Here is a 23,388-nt window from a genome sequence, read left to right on the forward strand (position 1 = left end):
CGGGCAAAGGAACCGCCCCCACCGCCCCTACAGCGTGCCACGAAGTACTACACTTTTCGGAATCCCAATGCATAAAAAAAATAGCCGCCCGGAGGCGGCTATAAGCTGTTCAGAAAATGAACCGAACTATTAATTCAGGCGGTATGGTACGATGAGCGTGAACTCCGGAATTTCCACGTCGAACTCGCTGCCGTCCATTATGCGCTCCATCTGGTAAGTGCCGCGCATCTTGCCCACGCCCGACTTCAGGTTGCAGCCCGATACGTACTGGTGCGATTCGCCGGGTTCGAGTACCGGCTGCTGGCCTACCACGCCCTCGCCCTCTACCTCGCGCACAACGCCGTTGGCATCCGAAATAAACCAGTGGCGACGCAGTAGCTTCACGGTATATTCGCTGTTGTTGCGAATATCAATTTTGTAGGCAAAAACGTAATGCTCCTGACCGGGGCTCGAATAGTCGGGCAAATAATTGGTAGTAACGCTGACGGTTACGCCCTGAGTGGTGGTCGTATTCATAACGGCGGAGTTCCAAAGAAGAAAAAGGGTAACAGCCCAGGCCTGCGTTTGGTTTACTTACCTCGCTCTACGCAATCCGGGCTGCCAATACCGTCTCAAACTAACAAATAATACTGGTTCGTATGTCGGTTAAGATAGAAGAAAGTTGGCGGCAGGTGCTGGCCTCCGAGTTCGAAAAGCCTTATTTCCAGCACCTGATTGCCTTTGTGAAGGGCGAATACGCCACGGCCGAAGTTTTTCCGCCCGGCCCCCAAATTTTTCATGCCTTCGAGGCCTGCCCGTTTGATAAGTTGAGAGTGGTGATTCTGGGACAAGACCCCTACCACGGCCGGGGCCAGGCTCACGGCCTGAGCTTCTCGGTGGCCGAGGGCGTGCGCACGCCGCCTTCGCTCCAGAATGTGTTCAAGGAGCTGGCCACCGATTTGCCCGCCACGGCCCCGGCGCCCAACGGCAACCTCGACCGGTGGGCACAACAGGGCGTGCTGCTGCTCAACGCCACGCTCACGGTGCGCGCCAAGGAGCCCGCCAGCCACCAGAAAAAAGGCTGGGAACAGTTCACCGACGCCACCATTCAAGCCATTTCCGACCAGAAGGAGCATGTCGTGTTTATCCTCTGGGGAGCCTCCGCTCAGAAAAAGGGCGAAGTCATTGATGCCCGCAAGCACCTCGTGCTCAAAGCCGCGCATCCCTCGCCCTACGCCGCCGACCGGGGCTTCTTCGGCAGCCGCCCCTTCAGCCAGACCAACGCCTACCTGGAGCAGCACGGCCAGCAGCCAATTCAGTGGTAAACCACAGATGGTGCAGATGAAAAAGATGCCGTTTAGTAGAGGATCAACGCTGATTTTAAAGGTTACCCTAAACACAAAAGCCGCCCAGATAGGGTGGCTTTTGTGTCTTCTCATCAGACAAGAAAGATGAGCCAATATGCCACTGAACGGCATTCTTCTCATCTGCACCACGTTTGGTTTAGTGGACTAGGTTGAACAGGCGGTTCCAGCGAATTTTGCTCAGGAAGCTGCCATTCGGGTCAACCGACATCCAGATGAGCACGGCCTTGCCCACGATGTGGTCTTTGGGTACGAAGCCCCAGAAGCGCGAATCGAGAGAGTTGTGGCGATTGTCGCCCATCATGAAGTAGTAGTCCTGCTTGAAGGTGTAGCTGGTGAGCGGCTGCCCGTTCTGCAGAATCCGGCCCGTGCCATCAACGGTGATGCCTTCGTTGTGCTCGTAGCGGGTGATGATTTTCAGGTACTGGGGCGTGTTCTGGGCCGTTAGCTGCACGGTCTGGCCTTCCTTCGGAATCTGGAGCGGGCCATAGTTATCCTTGTTCCAGCTCGGGTAGGGTGCGGGTGACAGCGACTGGCTGTAGGGGTAGTCGGGGTTATTAGGAAACACCTCCTGGCCTTCGCGCTGGCCTACGGGCGTCTTCAGCTCGATAATGCCCTTCACGTAGGGCTGTTGTTTGAAGTAGTTGTACGAAGCCGGAGTCATGCTGATGAGGTAACCCGGGCCGTACTCGGCGCTGTTTTCCTGGTAGGGCAGGCCGTCGGGCGTGTTATACTCCACAATGCCCTGCTCCTTGAAGGCCGTCATCAGCTCGTCGTTGGCTTGGGGCACCTGCAGGTAGTAGCTGTTCTGCATCTCAGGGAAATTCTCAGCGGGCTTCCCATTGATATACACCTGGCTCTGGCGCACTTCGAGCACGTCGCCGGCTATAGCCACGCAGCGCTTAATGTAGTTGGTGCGCAGGTCGGCGGGGTGCTCGGCCTCGAAGGGTACATTGAACACGACCACGTCGTTGTTCTTCACCTCCGAGAAGCCTGGCAGCCGGTAACTGGGCAATTGGATGGCTTCGGAGTAGCTTTTCACGCTGGTACCCCAGACAGTCTGATGGGTGAGGGGCACCTGCAGCGGCGTTTGGGGCGTGCGCGGACCGTAGTGCAGCTTGCTCACAAACAGGTAGTCGCCCACCAGCAGCGTGTGCTCCATGCTGGGCGTTGGGATGGTGTAGGCCTCAAACGTGGCCCAGCGGATGAGCGTGGCCGCAATTACGGCGAACAGAATAGCGTCGCCCCACTCGCGAATCGGGCCCTTGCGTTTCTTAGCCACAGGAGTGGGGCCGCCCGCCGGTGCCGGACCAGCCGGATTATTTTCGAGGTATTTCTCCCAGGATTGTACTGCCATGATGCAATTGAGCCAGAAAAAGCGAACTGCCGGCCAAAGCCGGAGCGCTACGGTTTAAACGATGGAAGATGCGAAATAATGCGCGAACTGCGGATAAGTAAGTTGGCGAATGCCTGATGTTAAGCAGTTGCCGCACGAGGTCGGAGCGGGGCTTAACTTCGCTGTCCTTCGGTTTTCTAAGCCCCTCATTCGCACTGGTGCAACGGCTCCGTTCAACGGCGGGTGGGGGTAAGTCCCGCCCCTACACCGGTCATCCACTCGTTCACCTATAGCCCCAGCAGGTCGTTCATGCCGAACACGCCCTGGCGGCCAGGTAGCCACTCGGCGGCCAGCAGTGCGCCCTGCACGAAGCCTTCGCGGGTGTGGGCTTCGTGCTTGAGCTCGATGGTATCGGCGGGGCAGGAGTACGTAACGATGTGGGTGCCGATAACTGCGCCCTCGCGCTCCGAGAGCACCGCCAGCTCGTGGGCCTCGCTGGTAGCTTCGTTGCGCCAGGTGGTTTTGCCGGGGAAGTGACGCAGAATGCCTTCGGCCACGGTCAGGGCCGTACCGCTGGGCTGGTCGACTTTCTGGGTGTGGTGGATTTCGCGGACCTGCACATCGTAGCCGCCAAACTGGTGCATTTTGGCGGCCATGTACTCGCTGAAGTGGAAAAACAGGTTCACGCCCACACTATAGTTGGAGGCGTAAAACAGTGGTGTGCCGGTTTGCTGGCTCAGCGCCTTGGCTTCGCCGAAGTGGTGCAGCCAGCCCGTAGAGCCGCACACCACCGGTAGGCCGGCCCGCAGGCAGGCCGCCACGTTCTGGAAAGCCGCATCGGGGTGGGTGAATTCGATGGCCACGTCTACCTGAGCAGGCGTGAAATCGGTGATGCTTACCCCAGGCCTGCTGGGGTCGATGATGCCGGCAATCTGGTGGCCCCGTGCCCGGGCCTGGGCTTCGATGGCCCGGCCCATTTTGCCGTAGCCAATCAGGAGAATATTCATGTTATGGAAAAAGCTGGAAGTCGAAAGCTAGTAAATAGCGGATAACTAGGGTTAGCTGGTGATAAAGAAATGAGATGGCAAAGTTGTTAGCACCCCGCTATTTCACATAAAGCGTGAGGGCGAGGCCGGCGCGTGGGGCTTGGCCCGGGCTAGGTAGCACGGCCGGGTCGAGGCGCAGGCTAAGGTCGTCGCTGACGTCGAAGTTGCGCAGGTGGGCGTCTACCAGTGCGTCGAGAATGGTGATGCCGTACACCACGGCCGTGTAGGCAATAAACGTGTCGCGGTTGCGGCGGTAGAAGTTAACGCCCCGCTGCACATTGGCCGCACTCGTTTCCTGGCTTACCCGCTTACCCTCCAACTCGCTGATGGCCATATCCGGGTTGGCAATCAGTTGGTTTTTGCCATCTGCGTACTCGCGGTAGCCGGTTTGGTAGAAGAACAAACCGTAACCCACGCCACCCAGGCCCCCATATACCAGGGGCAGCTTCCAGTAGCGGCGGTTGTACACCTGGCCCGCGCCGGGCAGCGCCAGGGCCAGCAGCGCCGCTTTCTGGGGCCGCGTAACCCGCATGCCCAGCAGCCGCTCGGTGCGCCGCGCCGAATCGGCCGCGGCCGGCCGCGAGGCTACCTGCACCGAGTCGGGCCCGGCCGTAACTACCTGGGCCGAAGCTACCGACGGCCACAGCGTGGCCACGGGCAGGGCCAGGGCAAAAAGCAGAGAATAACGGGAACGGAGCATACAAATGGAATTGGAGCGAGCCGCGCGAACGGCCGGAAAACCGGGTCAATACGACCGGCTTCCAGCCAACGTGCTACGCAGGGGCCTTGGTATAAAGTGCCGGCTGCGACTAGGAGGGCTGCAGAATGTGCAGAATACGCTGCATGTCCTCCACCGAATCGAAGGCAATCTTGATTTCGCCCCGGCCCTGCGGCCCCGGCTTCACCATCACCCGGCTGCCGAAACGCTCCGAAAGGTGGCGCTCGGTCCGCTTGATTTCGGCCACCGGTACCACCGGCTCGGGTGCGCTACCTGGTTTTTTCTCGGTTTCACCGCCCGCGCCGCCGCGCACCAGCTGCTCTACCTTGCGCACCGACAGTTCCTCGGCCACAATGCGCCGGAACAAAGCCAGCTGCTGGTCCATGCTCTCGATGCTGATGAGGGCGCGGGCGTGACCCATGCTGATAACCGTGTCGCGCAGGCCGATCTGAATATCGGGCGGCAGCTTGAGCAGGCGCAGGTAGTTAGTTACGGTTGAGCGGTTTTTGCCCACCCGGTCGCCCAGTTCCTCCTGCTTGAGGTTGCACTCGCTCACCAGGCGTTGGTAGCTGAGGGCAATTTCGATGGCGTTGAGGTTTTCGCGCTGGATGTTCTCGATCAGGGCCATTTCCAGCATCTGCTGGTCATCGGCCTTGCGGATGTAGGCCGGAATGGCATCGAGGCCGGCCAGCTTAGAGGCCTGCAGGCGCCGCTCGCCCGAAATGAGCTGGTAGGAGTTGGTGCCCGTTTGGCGCAGCGTAACGGGCTGGATGATGCCCTGCACGCGGATACTTTCGGCCAGCTCGCGCAGCGCATCCTGGTCGAAGTGGGTGCGGGGCTGGTACGGGTTGGCCTGTATCTGGCCCACCGGAATCAGGCCAACCGAGTTGACGGGGTGGGGCACGAGGCCGCCCATTCGCTCGCTTTTCTTCTCGTAGCTACCCTCAATCAAGGCGTTCAGGCCACGGCCCAAGCCACCTGCGCGGCGCTTAGGAGTCGCGGGAAATGAGTTCTTCTCTTCGTTTTTTTCAGACATACCTGCAAGCCGCCCTCACCCAATAGCACGGAGCAAAAGCGGGAGTCAAAAATACACAAACAAGCGGGATGCCGGGATAAAAATGTTCCACGCCTACAGAAAAACCGTGAAACACGCGGCACTGAGCCACTTAGCCGGTGAAATTCGTCAGCTCCCTACAGTTGAGGTTGCGACTTTGAGAAGCAAGAGTGCCCAACCTATTAGCTGCGGCCCGCCAGGCTAGAGCTGCCGGAAAGGCAGGCGCTTAAAGCTGACGTTGCTCAGCAAATCCTTCTCGTACACGGCCAGGCAGTTGGTGCGGAACTCCGCCGCAAACGGCTCGGAGCCGGGCTGCAGCTGGTTGGGCGCGGGTCGGGCCGCGGCGAAGAAATACACCTTGGTGTTGCCGTATTTGGTGTAGGGCATGTACTCGCCGTATTGTTGCATCTCGGCCCAGCGGGCAGTGTCGGCCACGGTCACGGCATAAATGCGCTGCACCGGGCCGGTGTTATTCTCGTTGCGGTACAGGGCCACCTCCGTAAAGCCACCGTCCAGGTCCTGGGGGCCGGGCTGGGTCAGGGCATCGAACACAAACCACAGCAGCAACGCCACTGCGGCCGCGACCAGCAGGTATTTAGGACGTAGCTGCATTTTTATTCAGGTTGGGTGGATAAATGATAAAAAACGTCATGCTGAGCGGAGCCGAAGCATCTCTACCGCAATGCTAACATTCGTTGGTTAGCACTGCGGTAGAGATGCTTCGGCTCCGCTCAGCATGACGTTCCGTAGTATTTCTTCTAGCTTCCCGCAACCCCTACGCCGCAGCGTCCTCCGGCTCCTCGTTGCCGGTTCCGTTGAGCACCTCGATGTTCTTTTCCACGATTTCGCGGGCCAGGTTGAGGTAGCTGATGCTGCCCTTGCTTTCGGCGTCGTGCAGAATAACGGGGATGCCGAAGCTGGGCGACTCGCTCAGCTTCACGTTGCGCGGGATGATGGTATCGAACACCAGCTGCTGGAAGTGCAGCTTTACCTCCTCGACCACCTGATTGCTCAGGCGCAGGCGCACATCGTACATCGTGAGCAGGATGCCCTCGATTTCCAGGTTCTCGTTCAGGCGGCTCTGGATAATTTTAACGGTGTTGAGCAGCTTGCCTAAGCCTTCCAAGGCGAAGTATTCGCACTGCACCGGAATGATAACCGAGTGGGCAGCCGTGAGGGCATTCACCGTAATCAGGCCCAGCGAGGGCGAGCAGTCGATGATGATGAAGTCGTAGAGCTCGGCCAGCGGACGCAGGGCGTCCTTCATCTTCTCCTCCCGGTTGGGCAGGTTGATCATCTCCACCTCGGCACCTACCAAATCAATATGGGAGGGCATGAGGTCGAGGTGGGGCAGCACATTGGTTTGCAGGATGATGTCCTGGGCGTTGATGCCGTCCACCATGCACTCGTAGATGCTGTTCTCGATATCCTTCGGGTCGAAGCCCACGCCGGAGGTGGCGTTGGCCTGCGGGTCGGCATCCACGAGCAGGGTGCGGTACTCCAGCGCCGCCAGCGAGGCGGCCAGGTTGATGGAGGTAGTGGTTTTGCCCACGCCGCCTTTCTGATTGGCTACGGCAATGATTTTGCCCATGAGGTCGAAATGAAGCTGTTAGCTGATGGCTGCTAGCTGTTAGCTTAGTTCAGGTGGCGGCCAGACTGACGCAACGCCGTGGAGTGGCGCGGAAGCAAATCCCGGCCGGGAAGATACCTTTGGCAAATATACACGGTTTCATGGTTCCCCTGCTTCCAATTCTGCCCCGCACTGCGGGATTTGTGCGTTTCCAACCGCTAAAGCCATGGCTGTTCGGGCAAGTGCTGCCGCGCCTGCCGCTACTGCTGGCCCTGCCGGTGCTACTGGGGCTGGCAGCTTGCACCGATTCGGCAGCCCCAACGGATGCGCGCCGGGTGTTCCGTTACAACCAGCCCGAAAGCCTCACTTCGCTCGACCCGGCCTTCGCCCGCAACCAGGCCAACACCTGGGCCACCACCCAGCTCTACAACGGTTTGGTGGAGCTCGACGACAGCCTGCGCCCCGGCCCCAGCCTGGCCCGGCGCTACCGCATTTCGCCCGAAGGCACCACGTACACCTTCTGGCTCCGGCCCGAAGCCCGCTTCCACGACGCCGATGTATTCGCGGGCGGCAAAGGCCGGCGCGTAACGGCCCAGGATTTCGTGTACTCGTTTAAACGCCTGCTCGACGGGGCCACGGCCAGTCCCGGCGGCTGGATTTTCCGGGGCAAAGTGCTGGAGCAGGCCGGCGGCGAACCGTCGGATACCTGCTTCGTGGCCGTGAATGATTCCATGCTGCGCATTCACCTGAAAGAGCCATTTATCCCGTTTCTGGGCATCCTCACGATGCCTTATGCTTACGTGGTGCCCCGCGAGGCGGTGCAGAAGTGGGGCAAGGATTTCCGGGCCCATCCGGTGGGCACCGGTCCGTTCCGGTTCAAGGAGTGGGACGAGGGCAACGCCATCATCTACCACCGCAACCCCAACTACTGGAAGAAGGACGCGCAGGGAAAACAGCTGCCCTACCTCGACGCGGTGCAGATTACCTTCATCCAGGACCGTAAAACCGAGTTCCTGACCTTCATGCAGGGCAAGCTCGATTTCCTAAGTGGCATCCGCAGCGGCTCGCGCGACCTGATTATGTACCCCGATGGTGAGGTGCGCGAGGATTTCCAGGGCAAGTTCCAGCTGCAGAAAGTGCCCTACCTGAACACCGAATACATCGGGATGCAGCAGGACCTGACCAACCTGCGTGGCGACAACCTGACCACCGGCCGCGCCCTGCAGGACAAGCGGGTGCGGCAGGCGCTCAACTACGCCCTCAACAAACCCGAACTGCTGGCCTACTTCCTCAACAACGTGGGCCGGCCGGGCAATTCGGGCTTCGTGCCGGCCTCGCTGCCTTCGTTCAGCGCCGCCAAGGTGCCGGGCTACACCTATGAGTTGGCCCAAGCGCGGCAGCTGCTGGCGGCGGCCGGCTACGGGCCGGGCAAGCCGCTGCGCCTGCGCCTTAACACGGTGGCCGAAACCAAGGAGCTGTGCGAGTACTACCAGAAGAAGTGGGCCGAAGTGGGCGTGCTGGTAGAAATTGATGTGAACCAGGGCGCGGCCCACGGCGAAATGATTGACAACGGCCGCGCCGCTTTCTTCACCCGTAGCTGGCTTGGCGACTACCCCGACGCCGAAAACTACCTGGCCCTGTTCTACAGCCCCAATTTCGCGCCCGCCGGCCCCAACAAAACCCACTTCAAAAGCGCTGCCTACGACCGCCTCTACCAGCAGGCCAAGCTCGAGCAGGACGACACGAAACGCTACGCCCTCTATCAGGAAATGGACCGCATCATTGTGGCCGAATGCCCGGTTATCAGCGTGTATTACGATGAAGTGGTGCGCCTGACCCAGAACAACGTGCACGGCCTCACGCCCAACCCCATGAACCAGCTGGTGCTGGAGCGGGTGAGCAAGGAGTAAGCAATCTGGGCGGGCAAAATGACTAGCTCTATGAAAGCGCAAAGCCCCTAACGTCAGCACGGACGTCAGGGGCTTTGTGGTAAACAGTATGCATCATTTTGTCCGAGCAGATTGCTTCGCGCTGCTCGCAATGACAATCTGTAACCTTATGGATTCGTGCTCCACATGCTGGCTTCCTTAATGAAGATGCGGCGGTTGAGGCGCAGCTGGCTGATGACGATTTCGGCAAGGTCTTCGGGCTGCATCACCTTTTCGGGGTTGCCGTCGGTGAGGCCGTTGCTGGTGGCCAGCTCGGTGGCTACGGTGCTGGGCGTGAGGGCCGAAACGCGGATGTTCTGCTTGCGCACTTCCTGCATCAACGACTCGGTGAGGCCCATCAGGCCGAATTTGGAGGCGCTGTAGGCGCTGGAGCCCGCCGAGGCCCGCAGGCCCGAGGTGGAGGCCACGTTGATAATGTCGCCAGACTGGCGCTCCTGCATCTGGGGCAGCACGGCACGCGTCACGTAGTAGGTGCCCAGCAGGTTCACCTGGATGATGTGCTCCCAATCGGCGGGCTCCATATCCATGAATTTGCCGAACGTGCCGATGCCGGCATTGTTGATGAGGATATCGACACTGCCGAGCTGCTCCAGGGCCTGGGCTACGGCGGCATCCACGGCGGCGCGGTCGGCCACATCGGCGGTTACTACCACGGCGGCTGGGCCACCGGCGGCTTCAATTTCCTGGGCTACGGCTTGCAGGTCGGTGGCGGTGCGGGCCAGCAGGGCCACGCGCACGCCCTGGGCAGCCAGGGCCAGCGCAATAGCGCGGCCGATGCCTTTGCCGGCGCCTGTTACGAGGGCGGTTTTGCCAGTTAAGTCTTCCATAAAGTCAGCGGTTGGGTTGAGTGAGGTAGTTATAACCCGGTGGCCAGGTAAAGGTTGAGCGCCCGGCTCCCGGCCGGCCCACAGTTGGGCTTGCAAAACGTGCTTACCTTTCCGGCGCAGGCCGTACATGTGGCCCGTGCTAGCCCGCACCTAATGCGCCATTCTTTTCAGGCGGCGGCGCGCCCCGACATTCGTGAAATCCCAAAACCCATGCTGATCCGTGGTTCTATGAAGCACTTGCACTTTGCCCTCACTGGCCTGCTGGCCGCCACTCTGCTAACCGGCTGCAACCAGCAGCAACCCGCCACCGACGAAACCGCGGCCTACACCGCGCCCAACCTGAAAAACGTGAAGGACGTTGACCAGCTGTTTGCGCATTACTGGGAGGAAAATTCCCGGCTGTTTCCGCTGGATGCTACCACCCAGGGCGACAACCGCTTCAACAACCAGCTACCCAACGACGGCACCCGCGCGTTCCGGGAGCAGCTGCGGGCCTTCTACCAGAAGTACCTCGACGGCTTGCACCGGTTCAAGCGCGAAAAGCTGTCGGTAAACGACAAAACCAGCTACGATATTCTCGAGTACGACCTGCAGAACAAGCTGGAAGGCCTCAAGCTGAATACCTGGATGATGCCGTTCCAGCAGTTCTGGGGCCTGCCGCTGAGCATGGGCCAGTACGGCTCGGGCGAGGGAGTGCAGCCCTTTAAAACAGTGCAGGACTACGACAACTGGCTGGGCCGCGTGCATGGCTTCACGGCCTGGACCGACACGGCCATTGCCAACTTCCGCCAGGGCATGGCCGCCGGCGTGGTGCTGCCCCGCACGCTGGTGCTGAAAATGATTCCGCAGATGCGGGCCATGGAAACCAAGGACGCCACCAAAAGCCTGTTCTACGGCCCCATCAACAAGCTGCCCGCCAACCTGACAGCCGCCGACAAGAAGCGCCTCACGGCTGCCTACCAAACGGCCATCCTCACGGAGCTGGTGCCGGCCTACAAAAAGCTGGGCGACTTCCTCGAAACCGAGTACCTGCCCAAAGCCCGCGCCAGCACCGGCATTGCAGCCATTCCGGGTGGCCCGGAAATGTACCGCTACTACGTGAAAACGTGGACGACCACCAACAAAACGCCGGAGGAAATCTACCAGACCGGCATGCAGGAAGTGGCCCGCATCCGGGGTGAAATGGAGCAGGTAAAGGCAAAGGTTGGGTTTAAGGGCGATTTGAAGGCCTTTTTCGAAAGCCTTAAAACCAATCCCGAGCTGATGCCCTATAAAACGCCCGAGGAAGTACTCAACGCCTTCCGCGCCATTCGGGCCCGCATGGAGCCCAACCTGAAAACCATGTTCGGCCGGGTGCCCAAAACACCGTTTGAAATCCGGCAGACCGAGGATTTTCGCGCTGCCTCGGCTTCGGCCGAGTACAACCAGGGCTCCCCCGACGGCTCGCGGCCCGGCGTCTTCTACATCCCTATTCTCGACGCCACCAAGTTCAACGTGACCTCGGGCATGGAATCGTTGTTTCTGCACGAGGCCATTCCGGGCCACCACTACCAGATTTCGCTGCAGCAGGAAAACACCGAGCTGCCCAAGTTCCGGCGCTTTGCCTGGTACGGGGCTATGGGCGAGGGCTGGGCGCTGTACGCCGAAAGCCTGGGTAAGGAGCTGGGCCTCTACACCGACCCTTACCAGTACATGGGCTCATTGGGCGACGAAATGCACCGTGCCGTGCGCTTGGTGGTTGATGTGGCCATGCACACCAAAAATATGACCCGCGAGCAGGCCATTCGGTACATGATGGCCAACGAGGCCATCAGTGAGGAGGGTGCCACGGCCGAGATTGAACGCTACATGGCCATTCCGGGGCAGGCGTTGAGCTACAAAATAGGAGCCCTTAAGCTGCGGGAGCTGCGCCAGAAATACGAGCAGCAGCTGGGCGGCAATACCAATCGCCTGCGCGAGCAGTACGCCGGCCAGAACCGCGCCCACTTCAACCTCAGCGACTTCCACGACGAACTGCTCCACGACGGTGTGATGCCCCTGGCCGTACTGGAGCATAAAATGGACACCTGGGCCGCCAACGAGAAGTAGGGGCCGTGCTGCCTGAGTATTCTGCCAACCACAAAGCGACGGGCTGCGTTAGAAAAGATTCCTTTCTTTCCAACGCTTCATCTGCTTTATTATGACCAAATATCATTGGCAAACCGTGGGCATGGGCGCCCTAGCGGGTTTCCGGAGCATGACGGCCCCGGCATTACTGAGTAGCAATCTGCTTACCTACCACCCCCAGGCGCTGGCTGGCTCTCCGCTGCGCTACATGCAAAAAACCTGGGTCGCCGGAGGTTTTAAACTGCTGTCCGTCGGCGAAACGATAGGCGACAAGCTATCCAATGCTCCCGACCGGATTGCGGCTGGCGGGCTGTTGGGTCGGGCTGCCTCGGGGGCGCTGGTGGGGGCCACTATTTTCCGCATAAATCACGATAAAACCCTGAACGGAGCGGTTCTGGGCATGCTGGCCGCCGTATCTGGCAGTTACTTGAGTTATTTCCTGCGTAAGCGCATGACCCGCGAATCGGGGTTGCCAGGCGGTATTGTGGGTAGCTTCGAAGACCTGCTGGCGTTGGGCTTCGGCCTGGCCCTCACCAAGGGCACCGACGTAGGCAAGCCCCAGCCCCGCGCCTGGAATTTATAGACGGGCGCTGTATAGCTGCACAACTGTCAAATAAGCACAATGCCCCGCCGGATATTCCGGCGGGGCATTGTGCTGAGGAAGGAAGGATAGTGGGGATAAATAGAAGGGTGGTAATGCCGGAAAAGTCCGGTAGACAGGTGTGGCCGGAGCCAGAGTTAGTTTTCGCGGGTTGTAGCTTTTGCTTCAGAGTTTGATTGGGGCATTGAACTGGCAGGTGGAGTGCGTTGGGCGGCACCTAAGGCTGAGTCTGAGGCCGTTTGCTGGTCGGCTGCCGAGCCCTTGCCAATGGGCGTGTAAGCATCCTGGCTCTGGCTTATACTGTCGAGGTCGGTATCGGCGGCAGTAGCTTCCTGGCCTTTCGTGAAATCCTGGCTGAACTGTGGCTCTTTGCCGGGGCCTTTATCGTAGTCGCAGGCAGTAGTGAGGCAGAGGCCAATGGCGGCCATCAGGCAGAGGGAAAACGTACGATTCATAAGTGGAAAGGTCAGAGGGAAAGTCAGGAACAGCTTCACCGGGCAAACGTGCCAGACGGGGCCGGGGTTGCGTTGGGTTGTACCTTCGTCGCATGGCTATTCCAACGCTGATGAACTGGAGTGGGGGCAAAGATTCGGCCCTGGCGCTTTACCACGCCCTGCGCGACCCTGCCCTGCACGTTACCGAACTGCTCACCAGCGTAAACGCCCACCACGGCCGCGTATCAATGCACGGCGTACGCACGGCGCTACTTGAAGCGCAGGCACAACGCATTGGCCTGCCCCTGACACAACTGCGGTTGCCAGAAAACCCCGATATGGCCGCCTACGAGCAGCTGATGCGCGCCACGCTGGCCCCGTTGCAGGCGCGGGGCGTAGCACGGTCGGTGTTTGGCGATATTCATCTGGAAGATTTGCGCCGCTACCGCGAGCAGCAGCTGGCCGCCGTGGGCCTGGAGGCTGTATTCCCACTCTGGCAGCGGCCCAACGCCGAGCTGCTGGCCGAGTACCTGGCGCTGGGCTTCCGGGCTGTAGTGGTATGCGTAAACGAGCAGCACCTCGACCGCAGCTTCTGCGGCCGCGAGCTAAACCAGGAGTTTCTGCGCGACCTGCCCCCCGGCATCGACTCGTGCGGCGAAAACGGCGAGTACCACAGCTTCGTGTACGATGCGCCCTACTTCAGCAGCCCGATTGCAGTGCAGCGCGGTGAGCTGGTGCGCCGAACTTACCCGGCCCCAAATGGTAGCAGCAGCACCGAAGCCGCCTTTTGGTTCCAGGATTTGTTATTAGCTGATTGAACGAAAGCTGTTGGCCAATAGCCGTTGATTGGCGGCTTCCGTTCATTCCGTTAACAGCTCAAAACTATGGCTCCTGTTATTCTCTTTGATGGCGTTTGCAACCTGTGCAACGGGTTTGTGCAGTTTATCATCCGGCACGATGCGGCCGGGCAGTTCCGGTTTGCCGCCCTGCAGTCGGCGGCCGGCCAGGAGCTGCTGCGGGCCCACCAGCTGCCTGCGCCCCCCGAACCTGACTCGGTGGTGCTGGTGGCTGATGGGCAGGCGTACACGCACTCGGCGGCGGCGTTGGGCATTGTGGCCCGGCTGGGCGGGCGCTGGGCGGGGCTGGCTCGGGCCGGCCGCTGGTTTCCGCGCCCCCTGCGCGACGCCGTGTACCGCCTCATTGCCCGCTACCGCTACCGCTGGTTCGGCCGCCAGGAAAGCTGCTGGCTGCCCACGCCCGAGCTGCAAAGCCGCTTTCTGTAAATAGAGAACAGGAAGAAGAATTATATGAATACCGTCATGCTGAGCGGAGGCGCAAGCCGAAGTCGAAGCATCTCTACCGCTTCGTTGCCGCCGAAAGGATTACCACTGCGGTAGAGATGCTTCGGCTACGCTCAGCATGACGCTCGTATTTCCACTAACCACTAACCACTAACCACTAACCACTAACCAAATGCAAGCTCTCGTTCTTTCCGGTATTGATCAGCCCCTGAAACTGCAGGAAGTGCCCACGCCCGTGCCCGCGGCCGGGCAGGTACTGGTGCAGCTGCACGCCGCCGCCCTCAACCACCGCGACGTCTGGATTCAAAAGGGCCAGTACGCTGGCCTTAAGTTTCCCATTATTCTCGGCTCCGATGGTGCTGGCACGGTTACGGCCCTCGGCGAGGGCGCGCCCGCGAGCCTGCTGCACCAGGCCGTACTAATCAATGCGGGCCAGGGCTGGGGCAACGACCCCCGCGCCCAGGGCCGCGACTTCCAGATTCTGGGGCTGCCCGCCGATGGTACCTTCGCCGAGTACGTGTGCGTGCCGGCCGCGGCCGTGCGGGCCAAGCCGGCGCACCTGAGCTTTGAACAGGCCGCCGCGCTGCCATTGGGTGGCCTCACGGCTTATCGTGCTGCTTTCACACGGGGACAGGTGCAGGCCGGCGAGCGGGTGCTCATCAGCGGCGTGGGCGGCGGCGTGGCGCTGCTGGCCCTGCAAATGGTAGTAGCTGCCGGTGCTGAGGTATGGGTGACATCAAGCTCGGAGGAGAAAATTGCCCGGGCCGTGAAGCTGGGTGCCAAAGGCGGTATCAGCTACAAAACCGAAAAGTGGCCCTTCACGCTCAGCAAGCAGGCCGGCGGCGGCTTCGACCTCATCATCGACAGCGCCGCCGGCCCCGGCTTCAACGACCTGATTGACGCCGCTGCACCCGGGGGGCGCATTGTGTTCTACGGCGCAACTCAGGGCGACGTGCCCGATATGGCCGCCCGCAAGGTGTTCTGGAAGCAGCTTTCGCTGTTGGGCACTACTATGGGTACCGAGCAGGACTTCGCCGATATGGTGGACCTGGTAGAGCAGCACAAGCTGGTGCCGGGAGTCGACGAAACCTTTGCGCTGGCCGAGGGCGAGCAGGCCATGCGCCGTATGGATGAGGGCGTGCAGTTCGGCAAGATTGTGCTAAAAATAAAGGCTGAAAAGTAGCAGCTGAATGTACCTTTAAGGTGGAAAATTTCGTCTTCGAAACGGAATTAAATATCTACTAATTTGGTTAGTTTTGCATCCGCTAACTACGAAGTTTTCTGCCCTATGAAGATGCCCGCTGAATACCTCGCCTGCCCGGTTTTTGAGCTGATGTACCCGACCGGCGAAACCGCCGAATCGGTACCGGTCGTGGCCTACACCGATGCCCTTCAGGCCGTGGAAGCCGCGCTGGCCGACGCCGAGCGGTACAAGTACCTGCTCATGCGCGCCCTGCGCCGTAGCGCTCCAATTGTGGCCCAGCAGTACCCTGAGCTTCCCGCGCTGCTTTTCCCCGAGCCCGGCACCGATACCCGCGTGCTGCCGCTCTACCCGCACAACGAGCAAGCGGCCTAAGCAAGCCGTCGCCTTACAAAGCCGTTGCCGGCATATCAGCCTGTAAAAAGCCCCGCTTCCGATACTGGAAAGCGGGGCTTTTTGCTGGCTGATAACCGGTAATACTGCTACACCTCGGCGCGCTCCAACTGGCGCAGCCGCTGGCCCAGCAGGCGGGCCATTGTTACGGCCTGGGCACGCAGCTCGGGCACGGCCGTCGATTCGAAGTAGGCGGGGCGGCGGCTGGGACCGAGGGTGAACAGCATGTCGGAAGCCTGGCCGAATGCGTCGAGCAGCGCGCCGTCGGCATCAGTCAGCATTCCCAGACCCAGCGAATCAGGCGTTAGCAAGCCGGCTTCGCGCAGCTGCACCACCAGCGGCTCCTGAATGCGGCGGTAATCGAGCAATGGGCCGGTGCAGGTGATGACGTGTTGGGCCGTAAGTTGCTGGTCGGGATGGCCGGGGCGGCTTACGGTTACCAGCAAATCGTCGTCGGTAGGCGCGATTTCGCGTGCCCGGCCCCGCACTTGCTCCACCCGGCCCGAGATCAGCAGTTCTCTGACTGTTTCAGCGTTGCCGGGGGGGCTGCGGTGGCGCAACACTGACCAGATGCCGGCCAGGTGGCGCAAAAAGCGCGACTGCTCGGCCAATGGCCAACCGGCCCAGATGCGCGGCAGGTCGGGCCGGAGCGAGTCGAGTACGGGCTGCCAGGGAAGGCCCTGCGCCTGGGCCGTCGCTACGTGCTGCCGTACCACCCGCAATACTGCGCCCACGCTGCTCAGGCCAGCCAGCTCGGTGGCCCAGAAACTAGGGTAGGAGGGGGCACCGGGCACAGCGGCGGCGGGCCAGCGGCCATGCTGCGAAACCACCGTCAGGCGGCCCTTATGGCCATCGGCCCGCAGGCCCAGCAATACATCTACGGCCGTCAGGCCCGAGCCGAGCAGCAGCACATCATCGGTGGGCTTGATGCCCGATAGCGCCCTAGAGGCCCAGGGGCTGCCGTGGTAGCCGGGATGATTGAGGTAGTTGTGGGGTAGGGGAGTGGGTATAGCGGGCGGGAAGTTACCTAAGGCCAGCACCACCAGATCGGAGCGGATAAGCTCGCCATTGCGCAGCCGTACCACGGCCCCCGTCCCATCGGGATTGGGCTCGATGCTCTGCGCCGCTGAGTTGTGCCACTGGCAGTTCATGCCATTCATCGAAGGCCACTCGATCACCTGGCCCACCAGCTGCTGGAGGTAACGGCCGTAGCTCTGGCGAGTACAGAAACCGGCCTGACAGTCCTGCTCGGCCCCGGTAACGCGCAGCCAGTTCTGGAAATGGTCGGGCTCCTCCGGAAACGCGCTCAACGCTTTGACGGGCACATTGAGCAGGTACTCCGACCGCCGCGCGGTGTAGGCCAGGCCCGGCCCCGGCGCGGGGCGGGGCTCTACCAGATGCACATCGCACTGGAAAGGCTGCCCCGCCAACCGAGCCAGTTGCACGGCCAGCATCGAGCCCGAAAACCCGCCGCCGATGATCGTAATGCTCCTGCGCTGCATAGGCTATTTGGTTAGGAGCTTTAAGATAGTGTTCTCGCCGGACTGTGGGCTAAAAAGAATACCAGTTGTTCTACAGTTGCCGCCCACCACTGAACGAAATCAATGAAATAAGCCGGCCGGCGTAGGGGCGGGGCTCGTCCCCGCCCCTACGCCGGAACGATTCAAGTCCGAGTCGTTCAACGATGGGCGGGGACAAGCCCCGCCCCTACACCGTGCTGTAGCTGCGCAACAGCTGTTAGTAATAGGCGCCGGGCACCAGGTAATTGCGCACGTAGTCGTTGATGCCGTCTTCGAGGCGGGTGAAGGGCCGCTCGTAGCCGATGCCACGCAGCTTGCTCATATCGGCCTGCGTGAAGTACTGGTAGGTGTCGCGGATGTCCTCGGGCGTGTCGCGGAAGTGGATGTCGGCGGTGCGGTCTAGGGCGGCGAAGGTGCTGAGCGTCAGGTCGAGGAAGGTGCGGGCCTCGCCGGTGCCCAGGTTGTAGATTCCCGAGGCGCGGCGGGTCTGCATCAGAAACATGCACACATCCACCACATCTTTCACATACACGAAGTCGCGCTGCTGCTCGCCGTCGGCGAAATCGGGGTTGTGCGAGCGGAACAGTGTCATCGAACCCGTTTCCTGAATCTGGCGGAACGCGTGCAGAATCACCGAAGCCATGCGGTCCTTGTGGTACTCATTGGGGCCGTACACGTTGAAAAACTTGAGGCCGGCCCAGAAAAACGGCTTTTCGGGCTGCTGCACGGCCCAGTTATCAAAGTCGTTCTTCGACTCGCCGTAGGGGTTGAGCGGGCGCAGCAGCGACAGCAGCACGTCGTCGTCGGAGTAGCCCAGCGTGCCCGAGCCGTAGGTAGCCGCCGACGAAGCGTACACCAAGGGCAACTGGTAGCGGCAGCAGGCCTGCCACATTTGCTTAGAGTACTCCAGGTTGAGGATGTTGAGCAGGTCGCGGTTGGTTTCGGTGGTATCGGTGCGGGCCCCGAGGTGGAAAATGAACTCCACTTCGGCGTGGTGCTCATCGAGCCAGGTAAAAAACTGCTCGCGGTCCACGTACTCCGTTAGGTGCTTGCCCGAAAGGTTGAGCAGCTTCCGCTCGTTGGTGAAGTTATCGACCACCACAATTTCGTTGAAATTGGCGGCGTTGAGGCGGGCGACGAGGGCGCTGGCAATAAAGCCGGCTGCTCCGGTGACGACGATCATAAGGCAGAGATTTAGATTCAAAAGTAAACAGCCGTCCGCGAACGGCCGGCAACCGGTGGGTGTAGGGCGGATAATGGGGCAAGAACTCCTGGTACGGGCCGCGTCGCAAGCTGGTGCAGAAGTAGCGGCGCGGAATAGCATCGGCCCCTGTATGTTGCTGCCCAATACGTAGAATGTGGGAATAACAGTTCAGGCATGCTTTTGGCCGGTTACCTTTGCGCGTATGCCCCGTTTATTTGCCGCCCGCCTGCTTGGGCGCAGCCTGCCGCTGTTGCTGCTGCTGGCCGCCTGCCGCCCCGATACGCCCGCCACCACTGCCGCGCCCGAAGCCACCGCGCCCCAGCAGCTACGCGACGATTTGGGCCGCACCCTGACCGTGCCGGCCCACCCGCGCCGCATTATGGCGCTGGCGGCTTCTATGACCGAAATGCTGTACGCCGTGGCTGACACGGCTACCATAGTGGCCCGCACCCAGGTCTGCGACTATCCGGCCGCTGCCCTGCGCAAGCCCATCATCAACAGTTACCCGCTCGATCTGGAGCGCTTGGTGGCCCTCAAGCCTGATGTGGTGTTCACGACCACCGGCATCACCTCCGAAGCCGACGCCCAACGGTTGCAGGAGCTGGGCATTCCCGTCTATTATCAGCAGTACGAAAAGGTGGAGGATATTTTCCGGGGCCTCACCGATCTGGGCCGCATTCTGGGCCGCTCGGCGCAGGCCCAGCGGCTGGTCGATTCGCTGCGGACCGAGCTGCGGCATATTCAGCGGCTGCCCCAACCTCACGGCGTCTCCATACTGGCTATTACTTGGACGGACCCCATTTACGTGTACGGGCAGAATACGCTGTTTACGGACAAAATCCGGCTGGCCGGCGGGCAGAATGCGGTGGTGGATAAGTTCGCCCAGCCCTACCCGGCCCTTACCCGCGAATACATCCTCAAGCTCAACCCCGACATCGTATTGGGCGGCTCTTTCGGCAAGCTCGATAGTACGTTTTTCCGCCTCTACCCCGAGCTCAAACGCACTCAAGCCTACCAGACCCGCCGCATTTACGACCCCACCGACGACCTGATGTCGCGCCCTGGCCCCCGGGTAGTGGAGTCGGTGAAGGAATTACGGGGGCTTATCTGGTCGCCGCCCGCGCCATGAGCCGCCCTGCGCTGCCCTTTATACTGGCCAGTCTGCTGCTCACGGCAGCCCTGCTGGCCGTGGGTTTGCGGGTGGGTAGCTATGAAACCGACTACGCCCTCATTGCTCGGGCACTGCTGCACTACGACGCCCGCGACCCTGCCCAGCTGGTGCTCATCGAGTTGCGGCTGCCGCGGCTGCTGCTGGCGCTGCTGGCCGGGGGCGGGCTGGCCCTGAGCGGCTACGTAATGCAGGCCATGGTGAACAACCCGCTGGCCGACCCATATCTGCTCGGCACCGCTTCGGGTGGGGCGCTGGGAGCCAGTCTCACGTTCCTGTTTCTGCCCGGCCTGACGGTATTTGGCCTATATGCGCCCCCGCTGGCGGCGCTGGTGGGGGCGCTGGGCGTTACGCTGGTGGTGGTGGTAATTGGCAGCCGACGGGGGCGGGTGGTACCTACGTTGCTGCTGTTGGCGGGCGTGGCCATGGGCTCGTTAGTTACGTCGGTGGGCGGGCTGCTCACGTTTCTGGCCGCTACCGAGGAAAAGCTGCGTACCATCACGTTCTGGTCGTTGGGTGGTTTTGAGCGGGCCAGCTGGGCTACGCTGCCGTACCCGGCCGCCGCCGTGGTGCTGGGGCTGGGCGCGCTGGCGCTGATGCGCAACCACCTCAACCTGCTGCTGCTGGGCGAGGAGCGGGCCACGGCCCTGGGCCTGCCGGTGGCCCGAACACGCTGGCTGCTGCTGCTTATTGCCTCGGGCCTTACCGGGGCCGTGGTGGCGCTCTGCGGCCCTATTGGATTTGTGGGGCTCGTTATTCCGCATATTACGCGCTGGCTGCTGGGCACGGTGGGCAAGGGCAATATGCTGTTCTGCGCGCTGCTGGGCGGTAATTTCCTGGTGATGTGCGACCTGCTGGCCCGCGTGCTCTATCCGCCCGCCGGCTTGCCCGTGGGTCTAGTCACGGCCCTGTTCGGCGTACCGTTCTTCGTATATTTGCTGCGCAAACAAGGGGCGTAGGCAACTACGCCTCTAACATCTTAGTAATGATATACATCAGCCGCCAGGAACACTTCAATGCTGCTCATAAGCTCCACAACCCCAAATGGAGCGACGAGCGCAACCAAGAAGTGTTCGGCCCCTGCGCTAACACCAACTGGCACGGCCACAACTACGACCTCATTGTGACGGTGAAGGGCCGCCCCGATCCGGAAACCGGTTTCGTCATCGACCTCAAGGAGCTCAGTACCCTCATCCGCACCCACGTCATCGATCAGGTGGATCATAAGAATCTCAACCTCGACGTGCCTTTCATGACTGGCCAGCTGGCCAGCACCGAAAATCTGGTGGTGGCCTTCTGGAAGATCCTGCAGCCCGAAATCGAAGCCATTTCCCCGGCTCGCCTGCACTCACTCAAGCTCTACGAAACGCCCCGCAACTTCGTGGAGTATTTCGGGGAGGAGTAAATGTCAAAACTATCATGCTCTATAGTCGAAGCATGGTGAAATATCATTCAGCAAACAGATGAAGTACTACCTGATAGCGGGCGAGCGGTCCGGGGATTTTCACGCGGCCAGCCTGATGCAGGAGCTGCGCCAGCAGGACCCTGAGGCTGAGTTCCGCTTCTGGGGCGGCGACCTGATGCAGGCCGAGGGCGGCGAAATGGTGCGCCATTACCAGGAAATGGCCATTATGGGCTTCTGGGAGGCTGCTACCAGCGTGCTCAAGTTCCGCGGCTACCTTAAGCAGTGCCAGCGCGACCTGCTGGCCTGGCAGCCCGACGTGGTGATTCTGGTGGATTACGCCGGCTTCAACATGCGGGTGGCCAAGTTCGCCAAGGAGGCCGGCCTGAAGGTATTCTACTACATCTCGCCCAAAATCTGGGCCTGGAACCAGGGCCGCGTGCACCAGGTGAAGAAGGTGGTCGACCGCATGTTCGTGATTCTCCCTTTCGAGCAGGAGTTCTACCAGCGCTTCGATTACAAGGTTGACTACATCGGCAACCCCATTGCCGACACTGTGGGCGAGCACCAGAAAGCAGAAGATTTCTACCAGCGCAACCACCTAGACCCCGAGCGGCCCATTATTGCGGTGCTGCCGGGCTCGCGCAAACAGGAGATTGAGGAGATGCTCTACGAGATGCTGGCCATTCTGCCGCCCTTCCTCAACTACCAGTTTATTGTGGCCGGCGTCGATAACCTCGAACGCAACTACTACGCCCACTTCGAGCGCAACAACGTGCGCGTCCTCTTCGATCAGACCTACGACCTACTGGCCCACGCCACGGCCGCCTTGGTTACCAGCGGCACGGCCACCCTCGAAACGGCCCTGTTCCGGGTGCCGCAGGTGGTGTGCTACCGCACCAGCGCCGTGTCGTACGCCATTGGCAAGGCCGTCATCAAGGTGCCGTTCATTTCGCTGGTCAACCTGATTGCGGGCAAGGAAGTCGTGAAGGAGCTCATCCAGGGCGATTTTAACTCTCGTAATCTGGTGATTGAGTTGAAGAAGATTACTGCCGACGAGGAATTCATTGCTAAGCAGAAAGCCGGGTACGCCGAAATCTGGGAGAAGCTGGGCCAGCAAAACTCCTCCAAGAAAGCCGCCGCGCTGATGGTGGGTTACCTGCGCGAACCCAAAACGGCGTAGACCGGCAGGTAAGTTTCGGGCGTCTCCTAACGAAAAGGACCTTGATAACAGCTATCCTAGCTGTTATCAAGGTCCTTTGAAAATAGGTGATTGCAACGTCCTACGTCAGCATACCGCCGTCTACCTGCAACACTTGGCCGGTGATGTAGGCCGAATCGTCGGAGGCTAGGAAGGCGGTTGCTTTGGCTACGTCTTCGGGGGTGCCGCCGCGGCGCAGCGGAATGGCCTTGCGCCACTCGTCGACCTGCTTTGCATCGAGGGCGTCGGTCATTTCGGTTTCGATGAAGCCGGGTGCCACCGCGTTGCAGCGGATGTTGCGCGAGCCCAACTCCAAGGCCACCGATTTCGTGAAGCCGATAATGCCCGCCTTGGAGGCCGCATAGTTAGCCTGCCCGGCGTTACCTTTCACTCCCACCACCGACGACATATTGATGATGCTGCCCGCTTTAGCCCGCATCATAGGCTTGGTGGCGGCCTTCGTCAGGTTGAACACCGACTTGAGGTTGACGGCCATTACCTGGTCCCACTGCTGCTCGCTCATGCGCATCAGCAGCCCATCCTGGGTGATTCCGGCGTTGTTTACCAGAATATCGAGTTTGCCGAACTCGGCTACCACGTCCTCAATCAGCTTTTCGGCCTCGGCGTACACCGAAGCATCGGAGCGGTAGCCCTTCACCTTGGTGCCGGAAGCGGCCAGCTCCTGTTCCAGCTGCTGGCCTTTCTCCACGCTGGATAGGTAGGTGAAAGCCACCTGCGCGCCCTGCTGGGCAAAATACGCGGCAATAGCGCGGCCAATTCCTTTAGATGCGCCCGTAATCAGGGCTACTTTTCCGTCGAGCAGTTTTGTCATGGTGTTTTGAGCTACAAGATTGCGCTGAGCCGCAAGCTTCAGGCCGCAAGCTACAAGCTTTGTGGATTAGGTCGCTAAACTGCACTTGTAGGTTGCTACTTGTAGCTTGTGGCTCATAACCTAAGCTTGCAGCTTGTAGCTTGCGGCTTAAAGCTAATTACAGCGGCTTGAAGCTCGATCAA

General features: G+C 60.7%; 24 protein-coding genes. 12 read left to right on the top strand and 12 right to left on the bottom strand.

What is annotated here, in order from left to right; genetic code table 11:
• Positions 1 to 129: 129 nt before the first annotated feature.
• A complete protein-coding gene (apaG, locus tag HW556_RS13790; RefSeq protein WP_116942034.1) occupies positions 130 to 516 on the bottom strand; it encodes a Co2+/Mg2+ efflux protein ApaG in 387 nt (128 codons plus the stop codon).
• A gap of 122 nt (positions 517 to 638) precedes the next feature.
• Here apaG and HW556_RS13795 point away from each other — a divergent pair, with 122 nt between their 5' ends.
• Positions 639 to 1,304, top strand: a complete 666-nt coding sequence (locus tag HW556_RS13795) for a uracil-DNA glycosylase (RefSeq protein ID WP_176900678.1) — start codon at positions 639 to 641, stop codon at positions 1,302 to 1,304.
• Positions 1,305 to 1,482: 178 nt separating this feature from the next.
• Here HW556_RS13795 and lepB read toward each other — a convergent pair whose 3' ends face one another.
• The 6 genes from lepB to HW556_RS13825 form a co-directional block, all read right to left on the bottom strand.
• Complete coding sequence (gene lepB / locus HW556_RS13800) at positions 1,483 to 2,700, bottom strand: signal peptidase I (RefSeq protein WP_176900679.1); 1,218 nt, start codon at positions 2,698 to 2,700, stop codon at positions 1,483 to 1,485.
• A gap of 266 nt (positions 2,701 to 2,966) precedes the next feature.
• A complete protein-coding gene (gene dapB / locus HW556_RS13805) occupies positions 2,967 to 3,686 on the bottom strand; it encodes a 4-hydroxy-tetrahydrodipicolinate reductase (RefSeq protein ID WP_176900680.1) in 720 nt (239 codons plus the stop codon).
• Positions 3,687 to 3,783: 97 nt separating this feature from the next.
• Entirely contained in the window at positions 3,784 to 4,425 is a 642-nt protein-coding gene (locus HW556_RS13810) for a DUF5683 domain-containing protein (RefSeq protein WP_176900681.1), read from the bottom strand.
• Positions 4,426 to 4,534: 109 nt separating this feature from the next.
• Complete coding sequence (locus tag HW556_RS13815) at positions 4,535 to 5,479, bottom strand: ParB/RepB/Spo0J family partition protein (protein WP_176900682.1); 945 nt, start codon at positions 5,477 to 5,479, stop codon at positions 4,535 to 4,537.
• Between the two features lie 219 nt (positions 5,480 to 5,698).
• Complete coding sequence (locus tag HW556_RS13820) at positions 5,699 to 6,109, bottom strand: hypothetical protein (RefSeq protein WP_176900683.1); 411 nt, start codon at positions 6,107 to 6,109, stop codon at positions 5,699 to 5,701.
• Positions 6,110 to 6,272: 163 nt separating this feature from the next.
• Positions 6,273 to 7,088: a ParA family protein gene (locus HW556_RS13825; protein WP_176900684.1), complete on the bottom strand. Its 816-nt coding sequence runs from the start codon at positions 7,086 to 7,088 to the stop codon at positions 6,273 to 6,275.
• 140 nt (positions 7,089 to 7,228) lie between these two features.
• Here HW556_RS13825 and HW556_RS13830 point away from each other — a divergent pair, with 140 nt between their 5' ends.
• Positions 7,229 to 8,977 carry an ABC transporter substrate-binding protein gene (locus HW556_RS13830; protein ID WP_176900685.1) on the top strand — a complete coding sequence of 583 codons (1,749 nt, stop codon included), beginning with the start codon at positions 7,229 to 7,231 and terminating at the stop codon, positions 8,975 to 8,977.
• 146 nt (positions 8,978 to 9,123) lie between these two features.
• Here the strand turns inward: HW556_RS13830 and HW556_RS13835 are convergent, their stop codons facing one another.
• Complete coding sequence (locus HW556_RS13835; RefSeq protein WP_176900686.1) at positions 9,124 to 9,843, bottom strand: 3-ketoacyl-ACP reductase; 720 nt, start codon at positions 9,841 to 9,843, stop codon at positions 9,124 to 9,126.
• 153 nt (positions 9,844 to 9,996) lie between these two features.
• On the opposite strand from HW556_RS13835, the gene HW556_RS13840 reads away from it, so the two are divergent.
• Together HW556_RS13840 and HW556_RS13845 are read left to right on the top strand one after the other, a co-directional pair.
• Positions 9,997 to 11,931: a DUF885 domain-containing protein gene (locus HW556_RS13840; protein ID WP_246289652.1), complete on the top strand. Its 1,935-nt coding sequence runs from the start codon at positions 9,997 to 9,999 to the stop codon at positions 11,929 to 11,931.
• A gap of 91 nt (positions 11,932 to 12,022) precedes the next feature.
• Positions 12,023 to 12,532 (top strand): hypothetical protein, encoded by a 510-nt coding sequence (locus HW556_RS13845; protein WP_176900687.1) that lies wholly within the window; start codon positions 12,023 to 12,025, stop codon positions 12,530 to 12,532.
• 155 nt (positions 12,533 to 12,687) lie between these two features.
• Here HW556_RS13845 and HW556_RS13850 read toward each other — a convergent pair whose 3' ends face one another.
• Positions 12,688 to 13,005, bottom strand: a complete 318-nt coding sequence (locus HW556_RS13850; protein ID WP_176900688.1) for a hypothetical protein — start codon at positions 13,003 to 13,005, stop codon at positions 12,688 to 12,690.
• Positions 13,006 to 13,097: 92 nt separating this feature from the next.
• Here HW556_RS13850 and HW556_RS13855 point away from each other — a divergent pair, with 92 nt between their 5' ends.
• The 4 genes from HW556_RS13855 (at position 13,098) to HW556_RS13870 (ending at position 15,861) form a co-directional block, all read left to right on the top strand.
• The gene (locus tag HW556_RS13855; RefSeq protein ID WP_246289653.1) at positions 13,098 to 13,802 is read left to right on the top strand and encodes a Dph6-related ATP pyrophosphatase; all 705 of its coding nucleotides are present in this window, start codon (positions 13,098 to 13,100) and stop codon (positions 13,800 to 13,802) included.
• 66 nt (positions 13,803 to 13,868) lie between these two features.
• Positions 13,869 to 14,267 carry a thiol-disulfide oxidoreductase DCC family protein gene (locus HW556_RS13860; protein WP_176900689.1) on the top strand — a complete coding sequence of 133 codons (399 nt, stop codon included), beginning with the start codon at positions 13,869 to 13,871 and terminating at the stop codon, positions 14,265 to 14,267.
• 190 nt (positions 14,268 to 14,457) lie between these two features.
• Positions 14,458 to 15,468 (top strand): zinc-binding dehydrogenase, encoded by a 1,011-nt coding sequence (locus HW556_RS13865; protein ID WP_176900690.1) that lies wholly within the window; start codon positions 14,458 to 14,460, stop codon positions 15,466 to 15,468.
• Positions 15,469 to 15,573: 105 nt separating this feature from the next.
• Positions 15,574 to 15,861 (top strand): hypothetical protein, encoded by a 288-nt coding sequence (locus HW556_RS13870; RefSeq protein WP_176900691.1) that lies wholly within the window; start codon positions 15,574 to 15,576, stop codon positions 15,859 to 15,861.
• Between the two features lie 107 nt (positions 15,862 to 15,968).
• Here HW556_RS13870 and HW556_RS13875 read toward each other — a convergent pair whose 3' ends face one another.
• Positions 15,969 to 17,381, bottom strand: a complete 1,413-nt coding sequence (locus tag HW556_RS13875; RefSeq protein WP_176900692.1) for an FAD/NAD(P)-binding protein — start codon at positions 17,379 to 17,381, stop codon at positions 15,969 to 15,971.
• A gap of 235 nt (positions 17,382 to 17,616) precedes the next feature.
• The gene (gene rfaD / locus HW556_RS13880) at positions 17,617 to 18,582 is read right to left on the bottom strand and encodes an ADP-glyceromanno-heptose 6-epimerase (protein WP_176900693.1); all 966 of its coding nucleotides are present in this window, start codon (positions 18,580 to 18,582) and stop codon (positions 17,617 to 17,619) included.
• 223 nt (positions 18,583 to 18,805) lie between these two features.
• On the opposite strand from rfaD, the gene HW556_RS13885 reads away from it, so the two are divergent.
• Genes HW556_RS13885 through lpxB form a run of 4 tightly spaced genes read left to right on the top strand, consistent with a single transcriptional unit; the run spans position 18,806 to position 22,356 of the window.
• A complete protein-coding gene (locus HW556_RS13885) occupies positions 18,806 to 19,732 on the top strand; it encodes an ABC transporter substrate-binding protein (protein ID WP_176900694.1) in 927 nt (308 codons plus the stop codon).
• Entirely contained in the window at positions 19,729 to 20,730 is a 1,002-nt protein-coding gene (locus HW556_RS13890; RefSeq protein WP_176900695.1) for a FecCD family ABC transporter permease, read from the top strand. Before HW556_RS13885 ends, HW556_RS13890 begins: the two co-directional genes overlap by 4 nt.
• 26 nt (positions 20,731 to 20,756) lie before the next feature.
• Positions 20,757 to 21,176: a 6-pyruvoyl trahydropterin synthase family protein gene (locus HW556_RS13895; protein WP_176900696.1), complete on the top strand. Its 420-nt coding sequence runs from the start codon at positions 20,757 to 20,759 to the stop codon at positions 21,174 to 21,176.
• A gap of 58 nt (positions 21,177 to 21,234) precedes the next feature.
• Entirely contained in the window at positions 21,235 to 22,356 is a 1,122-nt protein-coding gene (lpxB, locus tag HW556_RS13900) for a lipid-A-disaccharide synthase (protein ID WP_176900697.1), read from the top strand.
• Between the two features lie 100 nt (positions 22,357 to 22,456).
• On the opposite strand, the gene fabG is transcribed toward lpxB, so the two are convergent.
• Entirely contained in the window at positions 22,457 to 23,206 is a 750-nt protein-coding gene (gene fabG / locus HW556_RS13905) for a 3-oxoacyl-[acyl-carrier-protein] reductase (protein ID WP_116943172.1), read from the bottom strand.
• Positions 23,207 to 23,388: the final 182 nt, after the last annotated feature.

The organism is Hymenobacter terrestris, assembly GCF_013377905.1.
Classification (GTDB): Bacteria; Bacteroidota; Bacteroidia; order Cytophagales; family Hymenobacteraceae; genus Hymenobacter; species Hymenobacter terrestris.